Origin of the sequence: Ilumatobacter sp. (assembly GCF_046290335.1) — a bacterium.
Classification (GTDB): domain Bacteria; phylum Actinomycetota; class Acidimicrobiia; order Acidimicrobiales; family Ilumatobacteraceae; genus Ilumatobacter_A.
In genome coordinates this window covers 291,950-316,770 of the sequence record NZ_JBKAGH010000001.1, presented here as the reverse complement: position 1 = coordinate 316,770, position 24,821 = coordinate 291,950, and the positions used below count along the sequence as shown (strand labels likewise).

The 24,821-nt window shown below is 64.8% G+C and carries 20 protein-coding genes; 9 read left to right on the top strand and 11 right to left on the bottom strand.

Going from position 1 to position 24,821, the window contains the following annotated elements:
- Positions 1 to 21 precede the first annotated feature (21 nt).
- The 8 genes from ACE37B_RS01370 to ACE37B_RS01335 form a co-directional block, all read right to left on the bottom strand.
- Positions 22 to 4,755 (bottom strand): DEAD/DEAH box helicase family protein, encoded by a 4,734-nt coding sequence (locus ACE37B_RS01370; protein WP_409921496.1) that lies wholly within the window; start codon positions 4,753 to 4,755, stop codon positions 22 to 24.
- Between the two features lie 89 nt (positions 4,756 to 4,844).
- Positions 4,845 to 5,120, bottom strand: a complete 276-nt coding sequence (locus ACE37B_RS01365) for a hypothetical protein (RefSeq protein ID WP_409921495.1) — start codon at positions 5,118 to 5,120, stop codon at positions 4,845 to 4,847.
- Positions 5,121 to 5,330: 210 nt separating this feature from the next.
- A complete protein-coding gene (locus ACE37B_RS01360; RefSeq protein ID WP_409921494.1) occupies positions 5,331 to 6,431 on the bottom strand; it encodes a toprim domain-containing protein in 1,101 nt (366 codons plus the stop codon).
- Complete coding sequence (locus ACE37B_RS01355; protein ID WP_409921493.1) at positions 6,428 to 7,654, bottom strand: hypothetical protein; 1,227 nt, start codon at positions 7,652 to 7,654, stop codon at positions 6,428 to 6,430. Before ACE37B_RS01355 ends, ACE37B_RS01360 begins: the two co-directional genes overlap by 4 nt.
- 182 nt (positions 7,655 to 7,836) lie before the next feature.
- The gene (locus ACE37B_RS01350) at positions 7,837 to 9,345 is read right to left on the bottom strand and encodes an SCO6880 family protein (RefSeq protein ID WP_409921492.1); all 1,509 of its coding nucleotides are present in this window, start codon (positions 9,343 to 9,345) and stop codon (positions 7,837 to 7,839) included.
- Positions 9,345 to 10,676: a hypothetical protein gene (locus ACE37B_RS01345; RefSeq protein WP_409921491.1), complete on the bottom strand. Its 1,332-nt coding sequence runs from the start codon at positions 10,674 to 10,676 to the stop codon at positions 9,345 to 9,347. Before ACE37B_RS01345 ends, ACE37B_RS01350 begins: the two co-directional genes overlap by 1 nt.
- Positions 10,676 to 11,398, bottom strand: a complete 723-nt coding sequence (locus ACE37B_RS01340; RefSeq protein ID WP_409921490.1) for a hypothetical protein — start codon at positions 11,396 to 11,398, stop codon at positions 10,676 to 10,678. Before ACE37B_RS01340 ends, ACE37B_RS01345 begins: the two co-directional genes overlap by 1 nt.
- Before the next feature lie 6 nt (positions 11,399 to 11,404).
- Positions 11,405 to 11,866: a hypothetical protein gene (locus tag ACE37B_RS01335; protein ID WP_409921489.1), complete on the bottom strand. Its 462-nt coding sequence runs from the start codon at positions 11,864 to 11,866 to the stop codon at positions 11,405 to 11,407.
- Between the two features lie 134 nt (positions 11,867 to 12,000).
- Between ACE37B_RS01335 and ACE37B_RS01330 the strand changes: the two genes are divergently transcribed.
- Together ACE37B_RS01330 and ACE37B_RS01325 are read left to right on the top strand one after the other, a co-directional pair.
- Complete coding sequence (locus tag ACE37B_RS01330; protein WP_409921488.1) at positions 12,001 to 13,035, top strand: peptidoglycan DD-metalloendopeptidase family protein; 1,035 nt, start codon at positions 12,001 to 12,003, stop codon at positions 13,033 to 13,035.
- 1 nt (position 13,036) lies between these two features.
- Positions 13,037 to 13,333 (top strand): hypothetical protein, encoded by a 297-nt coding sequence (locus tag ACE37B_RS01325; RefSeq protein ID WP_409921487.1) that lies wholly within the window; start codon positions 13,037 to 13,039, stop codon positions 13,331 to 13,333.
- Positions 13,334 to 14,239: 906 nt separating this feature from the next.
- On the opposite strand, the gene ACE37B_RS01320 is transcribed toward ACE37B_RS01325, so the two are convergent.
- The gene (locus ACE37B_RS01320; protein ID WP_409922911.1) at positions 14,240 to 14,488 is read right to left on the bottom strand and encodes a hypothetical protein; all 249 of its coding nucleotides are present in this window, start codon (positions 14,486 to 14,488) and stop codon (positions 14,240 to 14,242) included.
- On the opposite strand from ACE37B_RS01320, the gene ACE37B_RS01315 reads away from it, so the two are divergent.
- Both ACE37B_RS01315 and ACE37B_RS01310 read left to right on the top strand, forming a co-directional pair.
- A complete protein-coding gene (locus tag ACE37B_RS01315; RefSeq protein WP_409922867.1) occupies positions 14,372 to 15,229 on the top strand; it encodes an ATP-dependent nuclease in 858 nt (285 codons plus the stop codon). The two genes, ACE37B_RS01320 and ACE37B_RS01315, sit on opposite strands and share 117 nt — an antisense overlap.
- Entirely contained in the window at positions 15,226 to 16,773 is a 1,548-nt protein-coding gene (locus tag ACE37B_RS01310) for an ATP-dependent helicase (protein ID WP_409921486.1), read from the top strand. Before ACE37B_RS01315 ends, ACE37B_RS01310 begins: the two co-directional genes overlap by 4 nt.
- 29 nt (positions 16,774 to 16,802) lie before the next feature.
- On the opposite strand, the gene ACE37B_RS01305 is transcribed toward ACE37B_RS01310, so the two are convergent.
- Both ACE37B_RS01305 and ACE37B_RS01300 read right to left on the bottom strand, forming a co-directional pair.
- A complete protein-coding gene (locus ACE37B_RS01305; RefSeq protein WP_409921485.1) occupies positions 16,803 to 20,066 on the bottom strand; it encodes a hypothetical protein in 3,264 nt (1,087 codons plus the stop codon).
- Entirely contained in the window at positions 20,063 to 20,461 is a 399-nt protein-coding gene (locus ACE37B_RS01300; protein WP_409921484.1) for a pilus assembly protein TadG-related protein, read from the bottom strand. The genes ACE37B_RS01305 and ACE37B_RS01300 overlap by 4 nt, the downstream gene beginning before the upstream one ends.
- Before the next feature lie 160 nt (positions 20,462 to 20,621).
- Between ACE37B_RS01300 and ACE37B_RS01295 the strand changes: the two genes are divergently transcribed.
- The 5 genes from ACE37B_RS01295 to ACE37B_RS01275 all read left to right on the top strand — a co-directional run bounded on the left by ACE37B_RS01295 (position 20,622) and on the right by ACE37B_RS01275 (position 24,725).
- Complete coding sequence (locus tag ACE37B_RS01295; RefSeq protein ID WP_409921483.1) at positions 20,622 to 21,749, top strand: tyrosine-type recombinase/integrase; 1,128 nt, start codon at positions 20,622 to 20,624, stop codon at positions 21,747 to 21,749.
- Entirely contained in the window at positions 21,718 to 22,035 is a 318-nt protein-coding gene (locus ACE37B_RS01290) for a helix-turn-helix domain-containing protein (RefSeq protein ID WP_409921482.1), read from the top strand. The genes ACE37B_RS01295 and ACE37B_RS01290 overlap by 32 nt, the downstream gene beginning before the upstream one ends.
- 668 nt (positions 22,036 to 22,703) lie before the next feature.
- Positions 22,704 to 23,720 carry a hypothetical protein gene (locus ACE37B_RS01285; protein ID WP_409921481.1) on the top strand — a complete coding sequence of 339 codons (1,017 nt, stop codon included), beginning with the start codon at positions 22,704 to 22,706 and terminating at the stop codon, positions 23,718 to 23,720.
- A gap of 39 nt (positions 23,721 to 23,759) precedes the next feature.
- The gene (locus ACE37B_RS01280; protein WP_409921480.1) at positions 23,760 to 24,068 is read left to right on the top strand and encodes an ArsR/SmtB family transcription factor; all 309 of its coding nucleotides are present in this window, start codon (positions 23,760 to 23,762) and stop codon (positions 24,066 to 24,068) included.
- Between the two features lie 3 nt (positions 24,069 to 24,071).
- Positions 24,072 to 24,725, top strand: coding sequence for a cation diffusion facilitator family transporter (locus tag ACE37B_RS01275; RefSeq protein WP_409921479.1), 654 nt, complete (start codon positions 24,072 to 24,074; stop codon positions 24,723 to 24,725).
- Positions 24,726 to 24,821 lie beyond the last annotated feature (96 nt).

Sequence of the window (24,821 nt, the reverse complement as noted above, 5' to 3'; positions counted from 1 at the left end):
GAAGCGATCACTCGGACCCGGTTACAGGCCGATCGACGGCGGATCGGGCGATGGACGGCGCGGCGGTTCGGGCGGAGCGTCGAGGCCGGCGAGTTCGGTCGAGAGTGCCTCCAGTTCGGCGGTGAGTGTGTCGACCTGCTCGGTGTGCGGGAAGATGTGGCCGACGAGTTCGGTAGCCCGGCTGATCTGTTCCTCGCACGTCGCTTGACGTTGTTTCGAGACGTCGATCTCTTCGGGGATCTTCTCGATGCGCCGTTCGAGGGTGGTCATGAGGGTGTGAGGTGCGGCGTCCCACAGTGCGGCCGTGTTCCATCCGGTCGGCGAGAAGCCGGTGTCGTCGATCGATACCTCGAACCCGGGAATCAGGTGCGAGGGTCGTTGCCTGCCGGTGAGTTGCATTCCACCGAGCGTCCCGACGGGTGCCCAGTCGTGCGTTCCACGCAGTGCGACGAGGCATTCACGCAGCCGTCGCCCGCCGTCTGCTCGTTCGCCGAGGACCGTGCCGTCGGCGTCGGTGTACGCGAAGTCATTGCCTTGGGTGATCTGCCGTCGACTGTCGATCTCGGTGAGTCTTTCGATGCGGTCGGTCGCTTCGGTGTGCTGTCGTTGGAGGCTGGCGATTCGGCGCGGGAGTTCTCGCTGTGTCTTCGCATGGTTCACTGCGAGACGGGTGAGGCGGGCGTGTTCGGATGCGACTTCGGCGTGTCTTTGAACGAGGGGGTTGCCGGTGGCGATCGCTTTGAGTTCTGCGTAGGAGAGCACGACGTCGGTGTCGAGGTCGTCGACCGAGCGCATGGTGGGGTCGATCTCGCCGGTGCGGGTGACTTGGCCGATGAAGCGCGCTTTGCGTTCCAGCGTCTGCCACATGTACGGGTCGAAGGAGGCTTCGGTGACATAACGGATGATGTGGACTTCGGGGTTCTGGTTGCCCTGGCGGAGTGCCCGGCCTTCGCGTTGTTCGATGTCGGCGGGTCGCCACGGGGCGTCGATGTGATGGAGTGCGACGAGCCGGTTCTGGATGTTGGTGCCGACGCCCATCTTGTCGGTGGAACCGACGATCACATCGATGTCGCCGTCTCGGCAGGCGGTGAACAGTCGGGCCTTGGCGGTATCGCTGTTGGCGTCATGGATGAACGCGATCCGCTCCGGATCCATGCCTCGCTGCACGAGTTGTCGTTTGAGTTCGTCGTAGACCGTGAAGCTGCGTGCGGAGCCGGGCGTGCCCTTGTCACAGAACACGGCCTGCAGCGCGCCCGACTGGGTCGACGGTGCGCCGGTGGTGTCGAGGTACTCGGTGTTCCGGTATTGCTGCCAGAGGTCGGTGACTCGTTGGGCGACGTGGTCGACTTTGCCGGTGTCGACGGGTTGGGTTCGGTCGATGAGACGCAGGTCGAGCGATGCGAGTCGGCCGTCGTTGCAGACCTTGAGCATGTTGTCCACGGTCGGGTCGACGCCGCGTCCTCGGATGTCGTCGGCGCGTTCGCCGAGTTCGGCGATCAGGTTGCGGAGTTGGTCGGTGGCGGGGACGAGCACGGTTTCGGCTTGCCCGTCGAGTAGGTCGGGGACGTTGAGTGAGTCGAGCGCGTTCTCTGGGAGGAAGTCGGCGAAGGATCGGAAGATGGTGAGTAGCTCGGGGACGTTGTCGAAGCTTGCGATGCGCGTGTTGAGTCGGAAGCGTCCTCCTTCGGGGGCGAGTTCCATGTTGGTGACGGAGCGGGCGAACGTGCCGGCCCAGGAGTCGAACGACATCATCTCCATTTCATCGAGGGTGTCGGGGGCGAGGAATCGTTTCATGACCCACATCTCGGCGAGCGAGTTCGCGATCGGTGTCCCAGTGGCGAAGGTGGCGACCTTGGGCCCGTATTGGGAGCGGAGCCAGTCGAGCTTCATGCACATGTCGGTCGCCCGTTTCGACGATGACGTGCCGATCGGCAGCTTCGTGAAGAACGGCAGCCCCTTGTAGGCGTGGGCCTCGTCGGCGAATACGTAGTCGACGCCGAGTTGCTCGAACGTCACTGACTGGACGTCGGTATCGGTGTTCAACAAGGTGGCGAGCGACGAGTTCAATCGGGCCTTGGCCTTCTCGATCGCTTTCGCTGCGGCCCGGTTGTCGCCCTCAGATGCTCGGTGGGCGGCTTCGTCGAAGATCGTGAGTTGGTCGCGGATGAAGTCGGTCTGAGTCTCGATCGATGTCTCGATTCGCGAGAACGTCGATTGGGTCATGACGACGCCGTCCCAATCGCCGGTCGCGCACCGGGCGACGAACGTGCGGCGGGTGTCTCGGGCGAGGTCGTCCTTGCCGGCGACGAGGACTCGTGCGGTCGGGTAGAGCTGTGAGAACTCTCGGGAGAACTGGTCGAGCATGTGGTTCGGCACGACGTACAGCGGTTTGGTGATCTGTCCGGTTCGTTTCAGTTGACGTCCGGCGATGACCATGGCGGCGGTCTTGCCGGCCCCGACCCGGTGTGGGAGCAGTGTGGATGAGTCGGTGCCCATGATTCGCCAGACGGCGTCGGTCTGATGCTTGTGGGGTTGGAAGGTGGCGGAGAGGCCGACGAGTTCGCCGAGGTGAGTGCCGTCCCATGTCGGCAGGACGGTGGAGTTGAAGCGTTCGTTGAAGACGGCTTCGAGTCGGGCGGCGCGTTCGGGGTCTTCCCAGACCCAGTCGGCGAAGCGGTCCTCGATCTCGGTCCTCTTGTCGTTGGCGGCCATCGTCTCCTGGATGGCTTTGACTCGTTTGCCGTCTGAGTCCTCCCGGTAGAGGATCGTGGCGCGAAGGTTGAGGGCGTCCTCGACGAGCCGGTAGGCGTCGGCTTCGCTGGTTCCCCACTCGGTGGATGCAGCGACTGCGGAGCGGGCGGACCATGCGGCAGACACGGACCACTCCCCCACGAGGGCGGCGTGTTCGACCTTGACGTAGTCGGGTGCGGCGAGTGTGTCGACCAGGAACTGCCGGACGGTGTCTTCGTCAATCCACACTGCACCGAGCCGGGCGCTGATCGCCTCTGCTGGGATCCACTCCGGCACGATTTCCTTCAGTGCTTCGACGTTGATCTGATATCTGTCGTCGGTTTCTGCTTCGGTCGCAGCGGTGCGGAGCTTCGTTCGAACGTTGCCGGAGAGGTAGCTCTGTGCGTCGATCCACACGTCGCCGTCGTCCTCGGGATTCGGTGGGGACAGGTGGATGAGGCCCGCTTGACGTAGCTCGGCGAGCACGTCGTCGGCGTCGCTGGCGAGAAGCCCGGCAATGAAGTCGATGTCGACACTGCGATGCGTCGCGAGCGATGTGGCGAGGGCTTCGGGCAATGTTTCGGCTCCGGCGTGTGTGCGCTGTGGCGTGATCAGCCACTGTTCGAAGATTGCAGCCTTGGTAGCAGTCTTGGAGGTGTCGTCGAAGACTTCGAGAGCCGAGACGAGGCCCCATCCGGGGTCTTTGCGGAAGCGTTGCGGGCTCGACATCGACCTGCGACCCGACGAGGTGAGCGTGAACGCGTTGATCGGTCCCCAGATCCGGACGTAGTTGTCGTAGCGATCGTTGAGGCCGGCTCGGGCGTCCTCCCAGGCCAGCACCGCGCCCGGGCTGGTGCCGTGCGATTGGAGATCCATCACGGAGCGGGCTGTGTCGCGAAGTTCGACGAGGCTGCGGAGCCGGCGAAGAAGCGAGCGGTTCTTGCTGGGCACGGCGGTCGGGCCGGAAGGCCGGTACTCCATGACTCGGCCCGTGTCACCGATGAACAGTTCGCCTGCGACGAGGGTGTGCCCTGCAATGTCGGGTGGTGGTGGAGGCTGCGGGCGTGGCGGCGTCGGGTCGAACGCGCCGTCGACTGTGTGGGTGAGTTGGTCGACGGCTGATTGCAGCGCTGGTTGCCAGCCGCCGTCGGGTTGATCAACGAGAAGTTCATTGTTGCCGTACATGCCCCGTCCCGATCGGAGCGCGCCGATCACGACACCTCGACCGTGCGAAGTGAAGATCGAGTTCGTACGGACCTCACCGTCGACCACATGAACGGCGTCAGTCGTTTCCCAGTCGAAAGCGGCCGGTGTCTCGTCCGGGCCTCGCCGCCGGAAGACAAGGATGTCGGTGACCGCTGCGGTGCCGGCAAGGCGTTGGTGCGCGCCGCTCGGGAGACGGATGGCTGCGATCAGGTCTCCGTGAGACTGAAGCAATCGTCGTGGTGCCGGGTTGCGGGCGTCCAGTGTGTAACGCGAAGTGATCGCGGCGACGATGCCACCGGGTTTGGTGAGGGCGAGGCTCTTGGCGAGGAAGTGGTTGTGGATCGACAGTCGGTCCGGATTGTGGAGCGGATCGAAGACGCTGTACTTGCCGAACGGGACGTTGCCGATCGCCAGGTCGTAGGACCCGTCGATGTCACGCACGGTCTCGAAGCCGACGGGCCGGATGTCGGCCATCGGGTACAGCGCCTGAGCGACGGCCGCTGTGATCGGTTCGAGTTCGATCCCGACGAACTCCGAACCTTCTCTCACCGCTTGGGGTGCGGTGCCGATGAAGTTCCCCGAACCGCAGCCGGGCTCGAGCACGCGACCGGACTCGAAGCCGGTGGCGGTGACGAGATCCCACATCGCCGCCGTGATGTTCGGGTCGGTGAAGTGAGCATTGAGCGTCGAATGCGCCGCGGCCGCCCACGCCCGGTCGTCGAACTTCTCGTCGAGCTGCTTGCGTGCCGAGGCGAGCGTTTCATCACCCGGTTCGAACAGTCGGGGTGCGGCGCCCCATCCGGTCCAGCCCGACAGCACCTGCCGATCGGCGTGGGTGATGTCGCGTCCGCTCGACCGGAGTTGGTCTAGGAGTTCGACGACGGCGACGTTGCGTTCGACGCGTTGGGTCAGGCCGGTTGGTGCCAGCCGCGCCGGGTCGGGCCGGAAGCCGGGATCGGCGACTCGACCCCGCTGCTCGCCTGCTCCGTCGTCGCGGTCCGTGGAAATTGTGTTTCGAGTTCCGGCCAGAGGTCCGGTGTTTCGAGCAGGGTCGAGATCACCGTTGCTTCGATTTCGTCGGGTTCGATCGCGGTCCAGATCGAGGGTGCCGTCGAAGGGTCTTGGCGTTGCTGGTCGGCTGCGATCCAGAGGTCGGTCGCGTCGGTCACAAGTTGGTTCATCATCGACGCCGAGTGTGAGTGCTCCTGCAGCCAGCGGTGCCGGATCGGGTGATCCGTTTCCAGTGCCATCCAGATCGCTGTCCTGAGATGGCGTCGTGAGAGTTCCAACATCTTCGACTCCTTGCGTTTCGTCGATGTCGTCGATCGAGCCGAACAACGACCATCTGTTCATGGGTGTCTTCGGAAGTCTCTGCCATCGTACGCGAGTTCGAGTCATCCTGGAAGGGGTAGACCGACGCCGAGGTCTCCGACGGGTTGAAGGCGGCCGGTGTCCAGGTGCGGGATGATCTGGGGGTCGATGGCGTCGGCCCAGTTGGGGTCGTGTCGTGCCCAGTCGGTCAGGTCCTGCTCCGGTGGTGGTTCGATGACGGTGGGGTTCGCGACTCCGCGTTCGTTGAGGATCTCGGCGAGGCGTTCTGCACCCCGCCGGCCGGCGTTGTCGGCATCGAAACAGATGACGATGGACCGGTCGTGAGCGTGCTCGGCGATGGCATCGGCGACTCGGGCGTCGGGGTACTGAGAGCCGAGCACGCCGACTGCAGCAAAGCCTGTTTGTGCGGCGATGAGTCCGTCGGCGATTCCCTCGGTGACCACGAGCGGACTGCGTTCGGTCGCGCCGTCGGGCGGGCTCACCCAGGCCACGCGCGGGTTGGCTGCCCATCGGCGGGCGGGGTTGTCGTACTTGGGTCGTCCGTCTGGTGGGTCCAGGAATCGTGCTTGGAAGTAGACCGGATCGCCGTTCGTGTCGAGTGCCGGGTAGACCGCTGCTGGCGAGCCGCCGGGGAAACCCTTCGGTCGTGGCAAGTAGCGGCGACCGGGGTCCGCTCCGACGACGTTCGCCTTGAGGACGTCGTCGGCCAGGCCGCGCTGATGAAGCCAGTCACGGACCGGTTCTCCGGCCGTTGTCCACAGGAGTCGGTGGGCTCTGTGGACATAGCTTGCAACTTCAGGGTCCGGCCGACCAATCGGCTTGGACGGCGGTGCGGGTTGGCGGGTGATGGTGTCGAGGTGTGCGTGGTGGTCGTTAAGCCAGCGGATCGCGTCGCCGACCGGCATCGACTTGGCAACCATCACTGCGTCGATCGCGGTGCCGCCATGCCCGCCCGACCAGCATCGCCAACGCTGCGTTCCGGTCCGGTCGACCGACACCTTGACCGACGGGTTCTCGTCTGGGTGTGCCGGGTCGATGCATCGCCATGCCCTTCGTCCATGCCGCTCGAATCCGCCCGCCGACAGCGCATCGAGAACTTCGGTCAACTCGACGCGCCCGAGCAACTCGTCCCGGTCGATTCGGAAGGTCGAGCCACCGGTCATGCCACCATGGCCGAATCGGTATTGCAGATCTCACGCTCCGCTCCGTGGGCTGCGATGACATGCTGAACAACAGCGGCGCGGCCGGCGACGTTCCACACAGCGCGGCCACGGGTCAGACGTGGGAGAAGGTCGACGAGGCGCTGGTTCATGCGCAACAACTCACCGGTGCGAGCGAGTTGGTCGGTGGCCTGGCGAAACACGACACGGGTCTGCACGTCGGCAAGGAGTCCTTCGGCAACCTTGGATGCGGAGGTACCGGTGTCGGCTTGTGCCTGGAGGTCGGAGAGGCGGTGGGTGATGAGGATGTTCCAGAATCCCCAGAGCCGGCAGAGCTTTAGCCGTTCTTGCAGGGTCTTGGCTGCGCGTTCTGATGCCATCGTCGCCCAGACCTCGTCGTCGACGAGGATGCCGCGCCGACCCTGGTCTTTGAGTGCGGCCATCTGCCCGGCGAGCGATGCGGCGGTCGCCATCTGCACGAGTGGGAGGGCGTCGAGGTTCGAGAACACGGCGGAGAGGTCGACGACGACGCCTTGGCCCGACATCTGGTCGATCGACACCGTTGATTGGCCGTCGAACATGCCGCGCAACGACTTCTGCAGAAGCTTTGACAGGGCGAGGCGGATCGCGGTGACGGCGTGAGCGATGTCGTTGTCGTCGAGCAACTTCAACTCATCCATGTGGCGGACTCGTGCGGGCAGTTCGCCGAGCAGGTTGGCGAGGTCGACCAATGTGGCGGGCATCAGCGACGAGGCATGGGTGTCGTCGAGGACCTCGATCGCGGTGGTGAGAATTGCTTCCTCGATCGGGTCGAGATCCCGTTTCATCACGGTCGAGAGCAGCCCGGTCACGAGGATCTGGCGGTTCATCAGCGAACGCAACTGGTCGCCGGGTCCCGGGTCGAGTGGGTTGAGCCGGTCTGCTCCGCCGGGAAAGAGCTTGACGACGGGCATGTTGAGCGCCGCGGCGAGCGGTCCGTACTCGCCTTTCGGATCGGAGATCGACAAGAACCTGCGGTGCCCGTAGAACGCTGCTTGGCGGTACAGCATCGTCTTGACTGCCGATGACTTGCCGTTGCCGGGTTCGCCGAGGACGAGCATGTTCGAGTTCGTCAGCACGACGCCGCCGCCGAGGTCGCGCCCGTACAGTTCGAACGGGTCGTAGGACCATGCGCTGTTCCCGTCGGTCACGTTCACCCCGACATAGGGCGACGCCGTGTCCTGCAACGCCCGCCCACCGTGAAACGGGTAGATCGATGCAGCGTGTGCCGTCGTCCCTCGATGACGAGGAAGCCGAAGTCCATTTCCGGAACGGGAAATCGGGTCAGTACCTCGGATTGCAGGCGTTGGCCCTCCCATGTCGGGATGGGTCTCGGTGGGTCGACGCAAACAGTCGGTCGGCGAGCGCATCAGTGTTCTCCGAACCGGCGGGCGAGGTTCCGGCCGAGCGGGAGCGACGACACCCAGCCGTCACCCTGTCGGCCCCACAACGGTTGTAACTCGACACCGACGTTCGCTGCCGCCTGCTCGAGATCGGCACCCTGGGTTTCGAGCTGGTCAACCGTGGTGGCTGTGAGGGTGAGCAGGCCTGTGTACCGAACCTCGACGAACCCAGCGGACAGTTCATTCTCGCGTGACTCGACCTCGCCGATGGCCTTGTGATCGGCACGGCGAACAATGAACCCCTTGCGGCGACGGGTCTCCATGTTCGCCTCGCGTTGGGTGCGCTCCCGGTCGACGTCGGAATCGGACTTCGACGGCGGCACGGGTTCGAATACCGTCGTCAACGACCGCGTGCAGCCCGACTCGAACATCAGCGAATCCAGCCACGAGCCTGGAACTTCACGCCGTGGCCATGATGCGAACCACCACGAACGGTGCACCGCTCCATCGACGGCGACGTGGCCGAGTTGGTCGTCGACGTGCATCGGCCCGAACGTCGGAGCCGATACTCCGGTAGCGGCAGCGAGCGACCGCTTCAAGGTCGCCAACTGCTCGACCACCGAGGGGTCGGAACGGACCCGCATTGCAGTGACGAGGTCCGAGCCGGACAGCACCGATTCGACGCGAAGCCCGGCCCCGTTCAACCGGTGAGCGAACAGCCGGCTTTGCTCGGCCACGGTTCGTAGTCCGGCAGCGAGTACGGATTCACCTTTGGGCTTGGAGAGTCGGGAGAGCTCGACGGTCACCTCGACGAGCACTTCGTGGTCGACGACGGTTGCCGACGTGTCCCGCAGCAACTGCAGGTAGCCCTCACGTGCGGGGTGTTCGGCTTCGTCGGACCACCGTGATTCGAGTTGGGCGACCGTGTCACGGATAGGCACCGGCGAGGTCCAGTCGTGGAACGTCACCCGAGCAACGGGCGAGTTCTCACGTGCGAAACCGCCGATCGCCGATCCCCATTCGTCGATCCGCATGCTCTGCGTTGCGGAGTCGACCAGAGCGAACTGCCCGTCACCGCACACCTTGAGCACTGCGGTGAGCGAGCCTGCCTGACGATCGCGAACTACACCGATCGGGACGTTCTCTCCGGGCGACAGCCAGTCGACGTCGAACTCGAACAGATCGATCCCCGACAGCACCGGTGGGAGCGCCGTCGGCTGCTCGCCATCGACGATGAGTGCCACTGGTCGGTACCAACGGTTGCGAGACCGCAGTCGACGCCACCACCACGTCGCCAGCGCCGGCAGGATCTCGTGCGCCGGTCGGTCGTGGAGCTTGCCGAACCACAACCACCCACACACCAACATCACGGCCCCTGCAATCGGCATCGGCACGTAGCCGGCGATGGCACACCATGCCGCTCCGAGGGCCACTGCCCCCACCCCAGCGAGCGATGGAGGGATCGTTCCAAACATTCCCGACCGACGGCGTTCGCCGAACCGGTAACCGCGCACGGACTCGTCGTTCGTGGCCATCACTGGCCTCCCTTCAGGTCGAGGCTCGGCGTCGAGCCTCCAGGTTCGGTCGAAAGCGATCCGGCCGATTGCTTGGCAGTCGACTTCACAGCGTCGGCCCCCGCCTTGGCGGCTGCTGCCGCGACCACGACCGGAGCCAGCGGGCCAGCAGCGGGAGCCGCAGCAGCGGTCGACACCGCTCCCCCAGACGAGCCGACTGCCGCACCGCCACCACCGCCCACGAGGCCGACACCGGAGCCACCCGCCGGGCCAGCACCACCAGCCGCACCAGAGGGGCCACCCGGCCCGGCGCCACCCGACGGTCCAGCGGCCCCGGCTCCCGACTTGCTCGCCGAACCGCTATTGGAGCCACCGAGTCGGCGCATCGTGCTCGATCCGTAGTACTGCATTTGCATGCCCTGTTGACCGGCACGCATCGGACCCGACGCGACGCCCTGCGCTACGACAGCGGCAGCGACGACGGGCATCAGCTTGAACAACAGGAACGGCATGAACGCCGCCATCCCGAACGTCACGACCCCAACGATTAACGTCCCCAACTCCGCTGCCGCGTTGTCACCGACGCCTTCGCTCGGCTCACCGGTCGCGCCGATGCCGCCGAGCGCGGACACGCCGACCGAGATCGCCAGGATCATCACCGGCTTGGCGATCACGAGCGCGACGAGCAGTTCGAGGACCTTCTTCGATGTGTCGCGCAGCGGTGGGAAGATCATCGACGGCAAGCCGAACGCCACCGCGTAGATCACCACGAGGTAGATCAGCGATTCCCGTACGAACAGCACGACCCACATGAACAACATTGCGATGATCATCACGATGCCGATCAGCGGGCCGACGAAGAACCAGTTGCCCGACGCTGCGATCATCACGTCGCCGAGCGCCGCCAGAGCGTCCTCGGCGTCGTCACGGGTCTGTTGCCAGATGTAGTCCGACAAGGCGTCGGCGACATCGACTGCTGCAGCGGTGATCGTGACCAGCATGAACATCGACAGCGCGGCCAGCGGCAGGTCGTACCCGACCGACTTCAGTACAGCGCCCGGCGACCCAGCCGCGACAGCGCGCGTGATGGCGAGCAGCACCAGCAGGCCCGACATGGCGATCCCGATGCCGAGCGCGATCCGGAATGGTGACGACTCGGCCCAGTAGAACCAGTCCGATTTCAACCTCGGCGACGAGGCGGTGTCCATGAAGTTCCACATCGCCATCAACAGCGACAGGACACCTTTCATGATCCAGTCGGTGATGCCACCGACCACGGTGTCCCACGCCCAACCCGCCGCAGCGGTGAACGGCGTCGCGATCCACCCAATCAACGATCCGAAGATGCCCATCAGCCCTCCCCTCGAGTCGTGTCAGCAAAGACAGCTGGCGTCCACGAATCGACGTCGTCGAAGTCGCTCGGCGCTGACGGCAGCAACGCCTCGGCCGGCACGGGCGTTGGACCCTCAATGACGGTGACGTTGTCGACACGCCAGTCGTCGCGCTCCCACTCCAACGTGATCAGATGCGTTCGCCAGATCGACTCGACCGGACCCGACTCCGGATCACCGGTCGTCACGACGGACCACACCCGCACCTCGACAACCGACTCCGACGCTGAGGTCACGTCGGTCTGCAGTGGCGATTCGATCCACACCCGCTCTCGGAACTCTGGTCCGAGTTCGTCGAACAACACCCAGTAGTCAGCGACTGCCTCAGCGACACCTGCCGGGCCCGCTGATTCGGTCATCAGTTCACCGAGCGTGTTCGACATCCGCAGCGGACCCATCCGCATCAACCGAGGAAACGACGCCACCCAGTTGACCGCAGCGGTCGTAGCGCCTTGATCCGTCTGCGGGTAGCCGACCGGGATCCCGGACAACTCCCCCGCCGCAACGACCGACTCCGAAGCGACGGGATTGCCTTCACTCGGCGACGTGTTGACCACGGCCGATGGCGGTGGATCGGCGACGGGCCGATCGGAGGAACCCTCACCGAGAACGAACGAGCGGACAGCCCACACCGCGACCAACAGGCCCACAAGCGCAGCCGCCGCAAGCTTGGGGCGAGACATCTCGGATCACCCGGCCTGGCCGGCATCGAACAGCACCGACACGATCGTCGGTGCCAGGCCGATGACCATTGCGCCGATCGCCCCTGCGGCGACATACATCTTGCCCTCGACACCTCGACCCGAATTGCCGTTCATCCCCCGCCACGTCGCCGCCCCATACAGAATCACGAGGCCGCACACGCCCAGTGCCACCCAGAACGCCCACCCCAAGATGTTCTGGAACAACTCGGCGCCCGGCAGTCCCTCCGACGTCGGCGACACATCATCGAGCGGCGAGGCCAACACCACTCCTGACGGCTTCGAGAACAACGCTGCCGTCGCAATTGGGACGACGACACCCCCGAGGCGACGAACGAGCTGTAACCGACGACGAAGCGGACCCGTGCGCCGGCCGCCGGGCGTCGGCGTGACCGGCCGTGCGGTGGTCGGATCAGCCGACGACGGCAGGTGACGGCGGATGTTGTGCATGGGGATCCTCCACGGACTCCGGCGACGCCGCCCGATGCGGCACCGCTTCAAACCCCAACAGGCCCCAGATCGCGCCGATCGTTTCAACAAACTCTTCCTGAAACGATCCGGAGATTCACGGGCCTGTTGCACACGTGAAAGCCATCGCCGCCCTCATCTTCGGATCCATCGGATTCGTCCTGTCGATCCCGCTCGTCTTCGCCAACGGCGGCGACTCGACCGGCGTGTATGCGTGCGGGCAGCTCGGAACGATCCTCGACACCATCCGCACCCTCGAATCAGGGGGCGACTACCAGATCGAAGCAGCTGGCTCGAGCGCCTCTGGCGCGTACCAGTACATCGACAGCACCTGGCGCTACTGGGCTGACGAAGCCGACGTCTCCACCGACCTCTACCCCACCGCCGCTTCAGCGCCCGATTTCATCCAAGACCAAGTTGCTGGCGTCAACGTGTCTGCGATCCTCGCCGACAACGACAACTCCGTCGATGCCGTCCCCATCGTCTGGTACTACCCCGCCGCCCTCGACGACCCCTCTTGGATGGATCGCATCCCCGCACCATCGGCCGGCAACACCCTCACCGTCCGCGAGTACCAAACCCGCTGGCTCGACACCCACAACGAGAAGGCCGAGGCCAGCGGCGAGAACGCAATCACATGCGGGCCCACCGCCGTCACCGGCGACTGGGCACTGCCCGCACCTCGCGAAGTCATCGGCGAAGGCACCCTCGACGACCCACACCACCACTACCCGGCATGGGATTTCCTCATCCCGACCGGCACGCCGATTTACGCAATGACGGGTGGCACGGTCGCCAACGTCGGCACCTGGACCGGCAACTGGTGGCGAGCCGGATGCGGCGGTTCGAACCCGCCCACCGCGTGCACCTCATGCGGTGTCGGAATCACGATCCAACACCCCGACGGACTCCGCCATACGTATTGCCACAACAGCCGAGCCCACGTCGCCGAGAGCGACACCGTCGCGCCCGGTCAACACATCGCCGACTCCGGCGACACGGGTCGATCCGGCACCCCACACCTCCACCTCGAACTCCGAATCAACGGCGTCCGCCACTGCCCCCAACGACTGCTCGACGCCCTCTGGCATGGAACACCGATCCCGCTCGCCGCCGACCTGCCGACCAGCGGCTGCAGTTTCCAGCCCTGACATGCCCACCACACCCGAGATACGCGCCGCCGTCGCCATGATCCACCAAGCCGTCCGCGACCCCGACGCCGGCCACAGCCCGGTCGACATCGCCGCCGCACACACGACCCTCGTCCGAGCAAGCCGAAGCAGCGAACCGCCAGTCAACAACTGGCTGACCGCCTACATCGACCACGACGCCTGGCACTCCGGACCCGAACACCTCACCGCCGCCATCGACGAACTCGCCCGCAACTTCAAACTCCCCCGTCCACCGCGCACCGGGCCACCCGACGGCGATCAGGGCACGCTCTTCTGACGGTCCGGGACCGTCGCACTCCCCCTGCGTAGAGTTCGAGACCGCAACCAAACGGCGAGAGCGGGACCCAGAATGCATCTATCGCGAATCGAGACACACGGGTATCGCTCTGCACGAGACACACCGCTCGAATGCGTGATACCGGGCCGATTTGCAGTCCTTGCGGGCGGCAACTCGCATGGAAAGTCGACGATCATTGACTCGATAGCGATGTCGCATCCGGATGTGTTCCCGTACTTCGGTCGGCTGTCATCAGCGGCGTTGGCACGGTCGGTGACGTCGCCGACAATCGATATCACTTACGAACTCGGGCCGCCTGGAGCCTCACCCCTCGGAGACACCCTCCGGGGAGCCGGTGGAGCACCGACCTGGCAGACGGCCCTCAGCAGTTCGATGGGGCGTATCCAGGTCAACCGCGATTCACCCATTCCGCCTGGCCAGCTCCCCGTGATGTACCTCTCGCCAACACGCGATCCGGATCGCGATCTGGCGGGCCGCGATTCTCGCGTCATCGTCGAGCTGCTCAAGTCTCAGGCGCTTCGCACGCGAGGCGATCGATCCCTCGGCGAGCTTCGAGGCCGGCTCGGAACCCTAATCGCGAATCTCACCGGAGCTTGGCCCGTGCGTGACGCTGAGGAACGAGTCGCCGAACACCTTGAGGAGCTCACCGTGGGCGTCGCCGGGCGAACCCCGTATCTGGGAACCACCACAGTCGATGACACACTGCTTGCGAGGGTATTCGACTTCCTGATGGCGACCGTCGGTGAATCGAGGGCGAACGCCTACCGCATCGAGGGCGAAGGACTCGGCTACGCAAACTTGCTGGAGATCGCCGTGGTGCTCGCAGCAATCCCGGACCTCACCCACGTCCCACCTCCGCCCAACCAACAAGACCCAGGCGATGAGTCAGATCCCGACAACGAAGCGGATCTCGACAACGATATTGACGACGAAGAGCGGCGCGAGGAGATGGAGAATGCAGAACTGGCTCGCTCCCTCGAAGACGAGACGCTGTTCGCTCGCCAATTCCATGCACTCGTGATCCTGGAGGAGCCCGAAGCGCACCTGAACACTCAGCTGCAGCACGGTCTCGTGCAGTACCTCCGAGAGGTGGTGAACGAACGTCCGGAGGTACAGGTGATCATCACCACGCATTCCGATCAGATTGTTTCCGCGTGCGACCCGAATGAGCTTGTGGTGTTCACTCGCTCGGGCGGACAGCCTGTCGCCCGTACGGTCAAGTCGTTCGGTCTTCCCGCCAGTCAGCTCGATCGAGTCCGTCGACATCTCGATGTCGCCCGGGCAGCCGGCTTGTTCTCCGATCGAGTCGTGCTCGTCGAAGGGATCACCGACGCACTCCTGGTTCGAGAGTTCGGCCGGGTGTGGGCGAACGGTGACCGCCAGAAGCGGCGCTTCATCGAAGCGCTGACCATCACGGTTCTTGGCAGCCGCGTGGGGCCGTGGCTGCCTGGACTCCTCACCAGGCCAGGACAAGAGATCTCGACGAAGCTGGGCGTTCTTGGAGACAGCGACGAGAAGGCTGAGCCGCCATGGGTCGACAAGAAGCGAAGCGCACACTTCGACGCTTTCTGGAACGAACCCACTCTTGAACCATCACTCGTCGACGGCAACGAAGAGTTGGTGGCAGATGTACTCGCCGAGATGAACGTCGATGACGAGGAGCTTGTCGACCCTGATGAGATCACGGCGGAGGCCGTGTACAAGTATTTCGGCGAAGTAGGCAGACGAAAGAAGGCCACCTTCGCAGAGAAGGTTGCGGACGCAATCTCCGCGGATCCCGACGACGTAACGGTCCCAGCACATTTCGTCGATCTGTTCGACTTCGTTTGGGACGGCTTCCTCCCACCCGACTCTGATCTCGACGACGAACCATGAACCGGCACGACATGACCCCGGAGCAGCTTCGTGCTGCCACGAGCCGCCACCCTCGGCTGTACGTCCGGGCTGGGCCTGGGTCGGGGAAGACCTTCATGGCAACGGAGGCGTTCGGACATCTCCGCCACGTCCGATTTGCGGATGATCCGCGCGGTGTCCTCGGCGTCACCTTCGCTCGCTCGGCACGCCGAGAGCTTGAGACGCGCGTTGCTGGACGCTGGGGAAATCGAGCAGTGCGAACGCCGAACGGGATACACACCTTCGACGACCTCCACCGACGGCTCGTGCGCTACCTCATCGCCGAGGGCCTCGTCGAATGGCCTGGCGGAGTCGCGCCCACTCGAATCGGCGACTCATGGAATCAGCACGAAGACTCCACGAATCGGTTGAGGAACAAGGATCGATGTGTGCTGTCGCTCGACGACGAAGGATCGGTGTCGATCGGCACGACGAGATCCAACATCACGGCTCCCTCGCCCTGCTTCACGGACCAGCAAAAGTACCTCGAAGCACTTTCCGACGGGATCTGCACGCATGCGGAGATTCGGAGCGTGCTGTCCGCTGCCCTGGACGACGCCCGATACCCGACGTTCAATCGAGCTATGAGGGCGTGCCTCGCCGCTGGCGCGTGCCACATTCTCATCGACGAGGCGTTCGACATGAACCCCCTCGACGCTCGCATTGTCGAGCGAGCAATCGAAGCTGGACTCACGGTGACGATGGTCGGCGACCCTTGGCAGACGCTCTACGAGTTCCGAGGTTCAACCCCCAAAGTGGTCAATGACCTCATCACAGATCACAGCTTCGTCAGCCTCCCGATGCGTGGATCGCGTCGATTTGAGACCGCTGAGATGAGGGATCTCGCAGATCTGCTGTTCGACGGGGATTGGTTTACGGTCGAGCCTCCAGGGTTCGACGACGAGTTCGACGTCGTGATCGCACAGGACTGGCTCGACCTGTGGACCTATGACGCCAGGCCGGTGCTCCCAGCTGGCCGGCCCAGCAGAATGGATGGCGGCTGGGCAGCATCTTGCTTTGTACTGGTTCTCAACGAAATTGTTCACGACATGCTCGGCGTTGATGCGACGGGCGTGGGCGAGGCTCGGCGCCGAATCGGATCCGAGGACATCCAAGGTCAACTCGCCACCGTCGTCGCTGTCTTGAAGGACCCCTCGACTTCGCCAGGTGAGGTCTGGGACACCGTGCGCGCCGAGTTCGAACCCATTGTCAATCGACGCTGGAAGAAGCCAGGAGGAATCGCAAACCAATGCATGGAGCGCTTGAAGAGCCTCGCCACGGCGGGGGAAACGCCTGTTCTGGGACTCAGTGTCCACCAGGCGAAGGGCCTCGAGTGGCCCGCTGTGTTGTTTCTCACGTCGGAACTGGCGACTCGAGACGGAATCATCAATCGCCTCAACATCGATCACGACAACCACCGGGCGATCTACGTAGCGCTCACGCGAGCGAAGCAGACGGTCCGAGTCGAATACGTCTCACAGCGATACGGCGTCGATCGCTCTCCCGTCGAGATGACGTATGCCTAACGCCTCGGCGCTGAGGGAATCTTCGAGCATCACCCCTCGGCAAGTGCGTCTTCGCTGTTGACGTAGTCCATGAACCGGTGCTTGGCGGCGAGGACGGACTGGGCGAGTTCGGGGCTACCGGTGGCGTCGGCGTAGTGCTTCTCGACGTTGCGGATCGGGAGTTCAACCATCGGGTCGTCGAGCACGCATCCAGCGATGCTCGTGGCTTTGAGGACGAGAGCGATGTCGTCGACTTCCATGGCGAGTTCCATCAGGCGTGCGGCGTAGTCGATCACGCCACTCTGCAACTGGCTGGTGATCCCTTCCGGGCTGACCCATCGGTACCCGGATCGAACCCGGAACAGCGGACCACGAAGGAGTGGCAGACCGTCTCGGAGGACGTTGATCGCGTCGAAGGAGGTCATGTCGAGCGATGCGTCGTAGCGGTGCCGGAGGAGGTCGTAGTCGGTCAGCACGAGCGGGCTGAGATGCATGGCGCCGTTCGAGTAGCGGCCAGCCTGGGCCTTCGAGAGCAGGTCGTTGCCGTCGGGTCCGGCGCCGAGCGTGCGTCGAAGGCCGGAGACGCGATTGCCGGCGGTGCGGTCGCTGATCTCGTCGCCCACATTCGTTTGGACGAGGTCTTTGGTGAGCATCGACCGGTGCCGTAGGCAAGTGAACAGCGCGAGCATCTCGACTTCTTGGGAGCTGAACTTGCGATCGCCACCGTCGATCTCGACGGTGCCCATGACCTTGATCAGTACCTCGTAGGGCGGCGGTTCGTATTGCTCGTCGTCAGTCGGTTCTTCGTTCTCAAGTTCTGGTCCGGGCATCGATGGGGCTGTTCCGACGTGAGCGGTCGGCTCCGACTCGGATGCCAGCGCATCGACGTTCGAGGTCGTATCGGTTGCGGCCGCTCTGGGTAGCGGCTCGGTGGGTCCGTGGGCGGCCGAGTCGAGCATGACCGCCGCTTGGGCCGCAGCTTCGAGTGTGACGTTGGGGACTCGAAGTTCGACTTGCTCCCAGCATCCGATCTCTCCATCAATGGTGATCCGCTCGATGGCGTCGGCGTGTTCTCCGATCAGCACCACGGCGTTACCGGACGATGGTCGGCAGAGGGTCATGAGTCCGTTGAGCAACGCCTGGTCGGCGTCGCTCAGTGCTGCTCCGTCGATGATGAAGATCTGGGGGTCGTGGTCACCGTCGTCTTCGTCGAGTTCTGCGCGGGCGGCGATGATCGTGTCTGCGTCGCCAGTTCCGTGGAGTGCGAGCATCTGTCGAGCGGCCGAGATTGAGCGTTCGACGGTCGTGTTCGTCCACACCCGGTCGCACAGGTCGGTGGAGTCAACGTGTAACCCGACGAGGCAGACATCGATGGGGACACCGAGTGGTCGGGTGGCGAGTTCGAGCACCATCGATCGGGCCAGTCCGAGCGCTGCTTCTCGGTCACCGACGATGGCTACGCGCGCTGCTGTTTCGAGGTCGAGCAGTACTTCGTGGCCGTCCTCGTCGTTGCGAGTACCGATCGTCACGAGTGCCGGCGTGAGGAGTTGGCGCGATGTTTGCCTGGCGTCGCGTTCGAACCGATGTGTCCACGACCGGCCGCCGTCGACACTCGACCATCCACTCGGCGGTGACGGGGCGGGTTGGGTGAAGAGAAGTTCGAGGCGGTCAGTGCCGAGTTGCACGGCCCTTACCGGTGGTGGTTCGGCGTACTGACGTGCGTAGGGCGTGAACTGTCGGAGCAGGGTCCGCAGCGTGGAGAGCCGGTCGGTGTCCTCTCGGTTGGCTATGGCGAGTTCGGTTCCTGCTGAGACGGGTGGCGGCTCGATGAGTTGCTCTCCGATGGGAACGCTCGTCATACGTCGGCGTCGCAGCCGGCGGGCGGTTTCGGCGAGGCCGGTGAGGAGGAGCATTCCGGCAGCGAGCGTCGGCCACACCGATCGCTGCTCGTCTGCGAAGACCGACCCGAACTCGCTCGCCGGCTCATCGTCGTTCTCGGACACGTTGCTGGTCGGAACAGGTGTCGCCTCGGTGGGTACCGACGCCGGTGCCGGCGTCGCCGTTCGCGGCGGGACGTTTGTAGGCGCCGGCATTGCGACTTCGGGGACGGTCTCGATATTGCCGGGCACCGGTGATTCTGCGATCTCCACTTCGTCAAGGGTCGGTGTCGGCAAGGTCGGTGCGGGCTGCTCGGCGACGGTCGGCTCGTCGAGCATCGGTGCATCCGGGGCTTCGAGGGTCAGGTTCCATCCGGGAAGGATGAGGTTGGGATCGGTGAAGGTCCGGCCGTCGTTCATTGGTTGGTTGGCATTCAGTTCCCACAGTTCGGTCCACCGGTCCGGGTGACCGAGGTGGGTCTCGGCGATGCCCGAGAGCGTGTCACCGTCGACGACCGTGTACGTACTGATTTGGGCGGCGTTGCTCGGCTGGACGCTTGGCGCGGCGAACACCCATCCGGGATGGATGACCCAGGTGTCGTTATCGAAAGTGATGCCGGGTGCGACCTCTTGGCCGATGAGTTGTTCGCGGAGTTCGTGGTGAAGTGAACCGTCGCCAAGGAGGGCTTCGGCGACATCCCACATCCCGTCGTTGGCCTGTACCTCGTACTCGGTGACGAGACCAGGAGCGACGGTCGAGACCGTGGCTGCCGCACCTGCGGCGACGGGCACGGTGACTCGGGTTCCGGCCGGGAACACCCCTCCGGACCAGTCACTCGACCGGTTCATCGCAATAATGTCATCGCGAAGTGTTTCATCGCCGAGGTCGACTGCAAGCGAGAGCGGCGTCTCGCGACCCGTCGTGACGATCGTTGTCCTCGATGATTCGGACGGGACGCTCTCTGTCGGGTCGGCCGGTGCTGTAGCCGGGGCATCGAGTGGGTAGGTGAGGTGCGCGAGTGGGGGCGCTGCGGCAATGCCGGCACTCGACCAACTCGACACGGTGGCAGCGGTGGTAACCGAGCCGAGGAGTGCGATGCGGACCAGTCGGTGCAGGGCACCGTTTCCGCCGGTCGGCGTCGGCAGCGAGGCATGTGTGGCTCGGCCGATCGGCACCGAGCGCGTTCGGAGGATGGCGAACACTTCGGAGGCGACCTGGATCATGGCCCAGATCCAGATGACCATGAACATGGCAGCGGCAATCCGCATGGTGGTGTCGTTGGTCAGTCGGCCGCCGTCGACCTGGCTGCGCAGCGTCGCCCAGTCGGGCCACGGTCGACCGATGAGGCGAACGACCAGCACGGGCGGCACGACGACCAGGACCAGCAATGTGAGCGCAGCGCCGATGCGGGCGACGAGTTGTCGAGCGTTGTTCATGAGAACTCCAATCGGGCGCGGCCCTCCGCCGTGGCGACGATCTGTGATGCGCCGGCGAACTTCGCGAAGGTGGTCGAGCGACGCTCGGTGATGGTGACGACAACGGTGTCCCGCGACGGGAACGACACGCTGACATCGGCGGCTGGCACGCCGAGGGCGGTGGCATGAGCAACCGCGGCTTGGCGCGCGTCGGCGGCTTGCAGGCCGTCGCTCGGTGAGCCGGTGGCGACAGCCGCTCGCGCAGCACCCTCCGCAGTATTGGAGGCATGTCGTTCGGCCGACAGGTAGCGGGCTCCGTCAAAGATCAGCCCGGCCCCGGCGATCACGATCACGACAAGCAGTACGAGACCTACCGATGCCGACCCCTGGTCACTCTGGATGCGGCGTGAACTCATGTGGGGAATGTGTTGAGTTGGTCGGGGCGCGTTGCGCCTGATCGACCGGCGGACTGGGACGGGGCAGGCTTCTGAGACTGCCGAGCTTTTGTGAAGAGTGTTCGGGATTGTCGACTACTCTCGTGTTTCTGTGATATTCGATCGGGTTGCGTGAACGCTGATGTCGGGCGGGTTGGCGGTGGTGCGGTCGTTGGGTTCACAGCGCAGCTTCCAGACGTTGGGTGGGTTGGAGGATCTCGAGCAGGAACTCGTCGACCAGTTCTGCCTTGCAGCGGTCGCGTCGGGAGTGACTGACCACTACATCTCGTCGCAGCGTTCGACGGTGTTCGAGTTCGTCCGTTTCCTCGGCCGCCCGATGTGGACCGCGACACCGAGTGACGGCGACCGGTTCTTGACGTGGCTGCGACGCGATCGTCGCCAGGCCCGCTCGACGGTGCAGACGAAGGCGTGGATGGTGGCGTCGTTCTTCGAGTTCGTGATCGCCCGCTATCAGGGCGACATCCACGCCCTTGCTGGTGTCGTGGTGGTGCAGCCGATCGATGAGTTCAACCGGCCGACCAAATCGGACCGGGACTCGATCCGTGTCCCGCCGTCGACGGCTGAGATCGACACGATGTTCACGGCGTGGGCTCAAACGTTGCCCCACGCCCGCAAGTATCTGCCGGCGGCACGCGACTACACGGCGGCGTCGTTGTGGCGGCGGGGCGGGTTGCGGATCAACGAGTCCAAGATGCTCGACATCGGTGACTGGCGACGCGACCTGGGTCCGCACGGCAAGTTGCACGTCCGGTTCGGCAAGGGCCATCACGGCAAGGGCGCCAAGGTTCGACTGGTCCCGGGGATCAACGGCATCGATGCGCTGATGGAGTGGTGGATGAACGATGTCCGTCACCAGTTCGGCGACGATTGGGACGATCCGGCCGCGCCGATGTTCCCGAGCGAACGACGTGATTCGACCACGGGGCGTTGTGGTCGGATCGGCACCAACCAGTTGCGCACCGGGTTCGTCGCGGCCGTTGAGACGTGGCTGCCGGACTGGGCCGGCCGGCTCACGCCGCACGGGATGCGTCACTTCTGTGCGTCGTCGCTCTACGAGCGCGGCATCGACCTGAAGGCAATCCAGGAACTGCTCGGCCATAGCTGGCTGTCCACGACCACCCGCTACATCCATGTCCACGACGACCACATCGAACAAGCGTGGACGTCGGCCAACGAGCGGGTCACCACCCGCCTCAACCAACACGAAGGAGATCGCGATGCGTTGGAACTTGCGCATGACCGCAGCTGAACGCGGCATCTGGAAATCGACCGAACTGCGCCGCCAGCTCGCCGATGCCGGTCTGCATATCTCGGCCGGGAAGATGTCGGGGTTGTGGACCGGGAACCCGACCACGATCAGACTCGACGACCTCGACGTGATCTGCTCGGTCCTGGACTGCACCACCGAGGATTTGCTGATCCGCGAACCCGACAAGGTCGACGCCCAACGACCCGCCACCCAAGAAGCGGTCAATGAGACGTCGTCGGCAAGGGTTCCGCGGCACGGAAGGAACAGAACCGTTCCACCCGCGTGAGTTCGACACCGACGTGTCCGACGTGTCTCGAGCGGCCACGGGCGCATCGCCGCACCCTGTTCTGCTACCGGTGCCAGCCCGGCGGTCCGCAACCGGAGCCACCCTGCGACGGGTGCGGCTCGACCACCAACTACTTCACTGGCGGCAAGTGCGTGTTGTGCGCCCGGGACGCTCCCCAACCACCCGGAAGTTGCATCGACTGCCACGCCTGGGGCGTCACTCGCCGGGGCCGCTGGGTCTGCCGGCCGTGCTTCAGCTACCGAAAGAACCATCGGACTGGTGTCTGCGTTGGGTGCGACCGGAACCTCGCACGAGACAGCCAGAGACTGTGTCGATGCTGCTACCGACACCTTGCCGCACACCGCGCAGCACACGGCCTCAAGATCCCAGCAACGAGTCTTCGCTCGACCGGACAGCAACTGGTCTTCACCGAGATGGTCAAAGCCGGCCGAGCCCCTCCATCGGCGCCGGTCCCTGAACGCACCGCTGGTTGGCCCGACCGGCCGGTCCCACACCAACAACTTGTCCTGTTCGATCACACGCCGGACCTGCGCAACGGTCGCCCGCCACCGCGCACGCCCCGTGACCCAGTCCTGGCTGCCGCGCTCAGCGAGCACGTCACCGCGGTTGCCGAGCGGCTGCGTTGGAACCCTCAACACGAAACCAACGTGCGCAGCTCGGTCCGGATCCTGCTCGATCTCCAACACACCCCCGGCGCTGCGATCACCGCCACCGAAATCTCCGTGCTCCAACAACTCGGCCTGCCCGCCCGAGTCGTGCGCGACCTCCTCGACGAAGTCCACATGTTCGACGACGACCGAACACCCGCCATCGTCGGCTGGCTCGACACTCGAGTCGACCACCTGCCCGATCAGATGCGCAGCGAGATCGGCGTGTGGTTCGACATCATGCACGCGGGCAGCACCACCGCGCCTCGGCGCCGTCCTCGTGACCAGGTCACCATCCGGCTCTACGCCCGCTGGTTCCTCCCCACCCTCACCCGATGGGCAGCCACCGGCACGACATCGCTGCGCACCATCACCCGCGACGACGTGATCGTTGCGCTCGCTGTCGAGGGCATCAACCGGCACGGCACCGGTCTCGCGTTGCGCAGCCTGTTCGGAGTCCTCAAAGCCCGCCGTCTCGTGTTCGTCAACCCGACCGCCCGGATCTCCACCGGGGCCGACACCGACAAACCCAAAACGCCCGCCGACCTCGCCCTCATCGACGCTGCGCTCAACGACCCCAACTCGGCTCGCGCCGCCGTCGCTGCGCTCGCGATCTACCACGGCCTCAACACTGGCCAGCTCCGCAACATTCGACTGATCGATCTCTACGACCGCCGACTTCACATCGGCACTCGCACCATCCCCCTCGCTGCACCCGTCCATGGGCGCATCGACGCCTACCTCGCCGACCGAGCCCGACGCTGGCCCAGAGCGATCAACCCGCACCTGTTCATCCACTTCCGCAACCACCAACGCCTCGAACCCGTCGGCGGCCGCTGGATGAAGACCACCGTCGACTACCCAGGCGGCGTCAACGCACTCCGCCGCGACCGAATCCTCCACGAAGCCGAAGCCACCGGAGGCGACACCCGCCGACTCTGCGACCTCTTCGGACTCTCCATCACCGCCGCCTCGAAGTTCACCGACACCGTCAACCACCCCGACCTCGACAACTGAGCAGTCGCAACAATACAGCAGGGCATGTACTGTTGAGGTGTGGACACACTCACCCGCACCGTTGATCTTGACACCCTCGACCGTGTCGGCCGGGCCCTGGCGAACCCGACCCGCCGCCAGATCCTCATCGCCCTGCTCGACGAACCCGGCTACCCCGCACAGCTTGCGGAACGTCTCGACACCAGCCGGGCGAACCTGTCCAACCACCTCACCTGTTTGCGCGAGTGCGGCCTCGTCACCGCGACCAACGAGGGGCGCCACGTCCGTTACACCCACGCCGACCCACAACTCGGTGACGCCCTGCGAATCCTCGCCCGGCTCCAACTCGACGGCACATGCACCAACTGACCCATGGACCAGCCCACCGCTACTCACGTCATCGCTGACACCGCCGAGCGCTCCCGACTGCTCGTCATCGCGCAACGACTCGCGATCTTCACCATTGCGTGGAACGTCACCGAAGGCATCGTCGCGATCACCGCAGCAACGCTCGCCAATAGCCAAGCACTGATCGGGTTCGGCCTCGACAGCGCCGTCGAATCGATCTCGGCAAGCGTCCTGCTCTGGCGTCTCAATGTCGAACGACGCAACCCCGAGCGCGCCGAACGAGTCGAACACATCGCAACCCGCGTGATCGGCGTCAGCTTCTTGCTGCTCGCAGCGTTCGTGGCCTACGACGCGATCAACGCGCTCGTCGACAACAACGAACCCGACACCTCGATCATCGGCATCGCGCTCACCGCCACCTCGCTGATGGTCATGCCGATCCTCGCCCGCCGCAAAAAGCGTGTGGCGATCGCGCTCGCCAGCAAAGCCGCCGAAGCCGACAGCAACCAGACCTGGGCATGCGTCTGGCTCTCCGCAGTCGTGCTCGGCGGCCTCGTGCTCAACGCAGCCTTCGGATGGTGGTGGGCCGACCCCATCGCAGCACTCGGCGTCGTCGTATTCCTCGGCCTCGAAGGACGCGAAGCACTCACCGCCGACAGCCTCGACGACTGCTGCTGAACCCTTCGCGTCCGAGTTCGCCGAACGCCAGCGCCCGCACCATGCGCAGGCCGCCACCCACCCTTGGGTTCCCGGCAACGAAGGCTTCAGAAATGC

What these genes read in the sequence shown, in the direction of transcription:
- ACE37B_RS01365 (WP_409921495.1), bottom strand. Translation starts at nt 5,120, where the DNA reads ATGATGAACCAACTTGTGACCGACGCGACCGACCTCTGGATCGCAGCC.
- ACE37B_RS01360 (WP_409921494.1), bottom strand. Translation starts at nt 6,431, where the DNA reads ATGACCGGTGGCTCGACCTTCCGAATCGACCGGGACGAGTTGCTCGGG.
- ACE37B_RS01350 (WP_409921492.1), bottom strand. Translation starts at nt 9,345, where the DNA reads ATGGCCACGAACGACGAGTCCGTGCGCGGTTACCGGTTCGGCGAACGC.
- ACE37B_RS01345 (WP_409921491.1), bottom strand. Translation starts at nt 10,676, where the DNA reads ATGGGCATCTTCGGATCGTTGATTGGGTGGATCGCGACGCCGTTCACC.
- ACE37B_RS01340 (WP_409921490.1), bottom strand. Translation starts at nt 11,398, where the DNA reads ATGTCTCGCCCCAAGCTTGCGGCGGCTGCGCTTGTGGGCCTGTTGGTC.
- ACE37B_RS01335 (WP_409921489.1), bottom strand. Translation starts at nt 11,866, where the DNA reads ATGCACAACATCCGCCGTCACCTGCCGTCGTCGGCTGATCCGACCACC.
- ACE37B_RS01325 (WP_409921487.1), top strand. Translation starts at nt 13,037, where the DNA reads ATGCCCACCACACCCGAGATACGCGCCGCCGTCGCCATGATCCACCAA.
- ACE37B_RS01320 (WP_409922911.1), bottom strand. Translation starts at nt 14,488, where the DNA reads ATGCGTGGTGATGATCACCTGTACCTCCGGACGTTCGTTCACCACCTC.
- ACE37B_RS01310 (WP_409921486.1), top strand. Translation starts at nt 15,226, where the DNA reads ATGAACCGGCACGACATGACCCCGGAGCAGCTTCGTGCTGCCACGAGC.
- ACE37B_RS01305 (WP_409921485.1), bottom strand. Translation starts at nt 20,066, where the DNA reads ATGAACAACGCTCGACAACTCGTCGCCCGCATCGGCGCTGCGCTCACA.
- ACE37B_RS01300 (WP_409921484.1), bottom strand. Translation starts at nt 20,461, where the DNA reads ATGAGTTCACGCCGCATCCAGAGTGACCAGGGGTCGGCATCGGTAGGT.
- ACE37B_RS01295 (WP_409921483.1), top strand. Translation starts at nt 20,622, where the DNA reads ATGTCGGGCGGGTTGGCGGTGGTGCGGTCGTTGGGTTCACAGCGCAGC.
- ACE37B_RS01290 (WP_409921482.1), top strand. Translation starts at nt 21,718, where the DNA reads ATGCGTTGGAACTTGCGCATGACCGCAGCTGAACGCGGCATCTGGAAA.
- ACE37B_RS01275 (WP_409921479.1), top strand. Translation starts at nt 24,072, where the DNA reads ATGGACCAGCCCACCGCTACTCACGTCATCGCTGACACCGCCGAGCGC.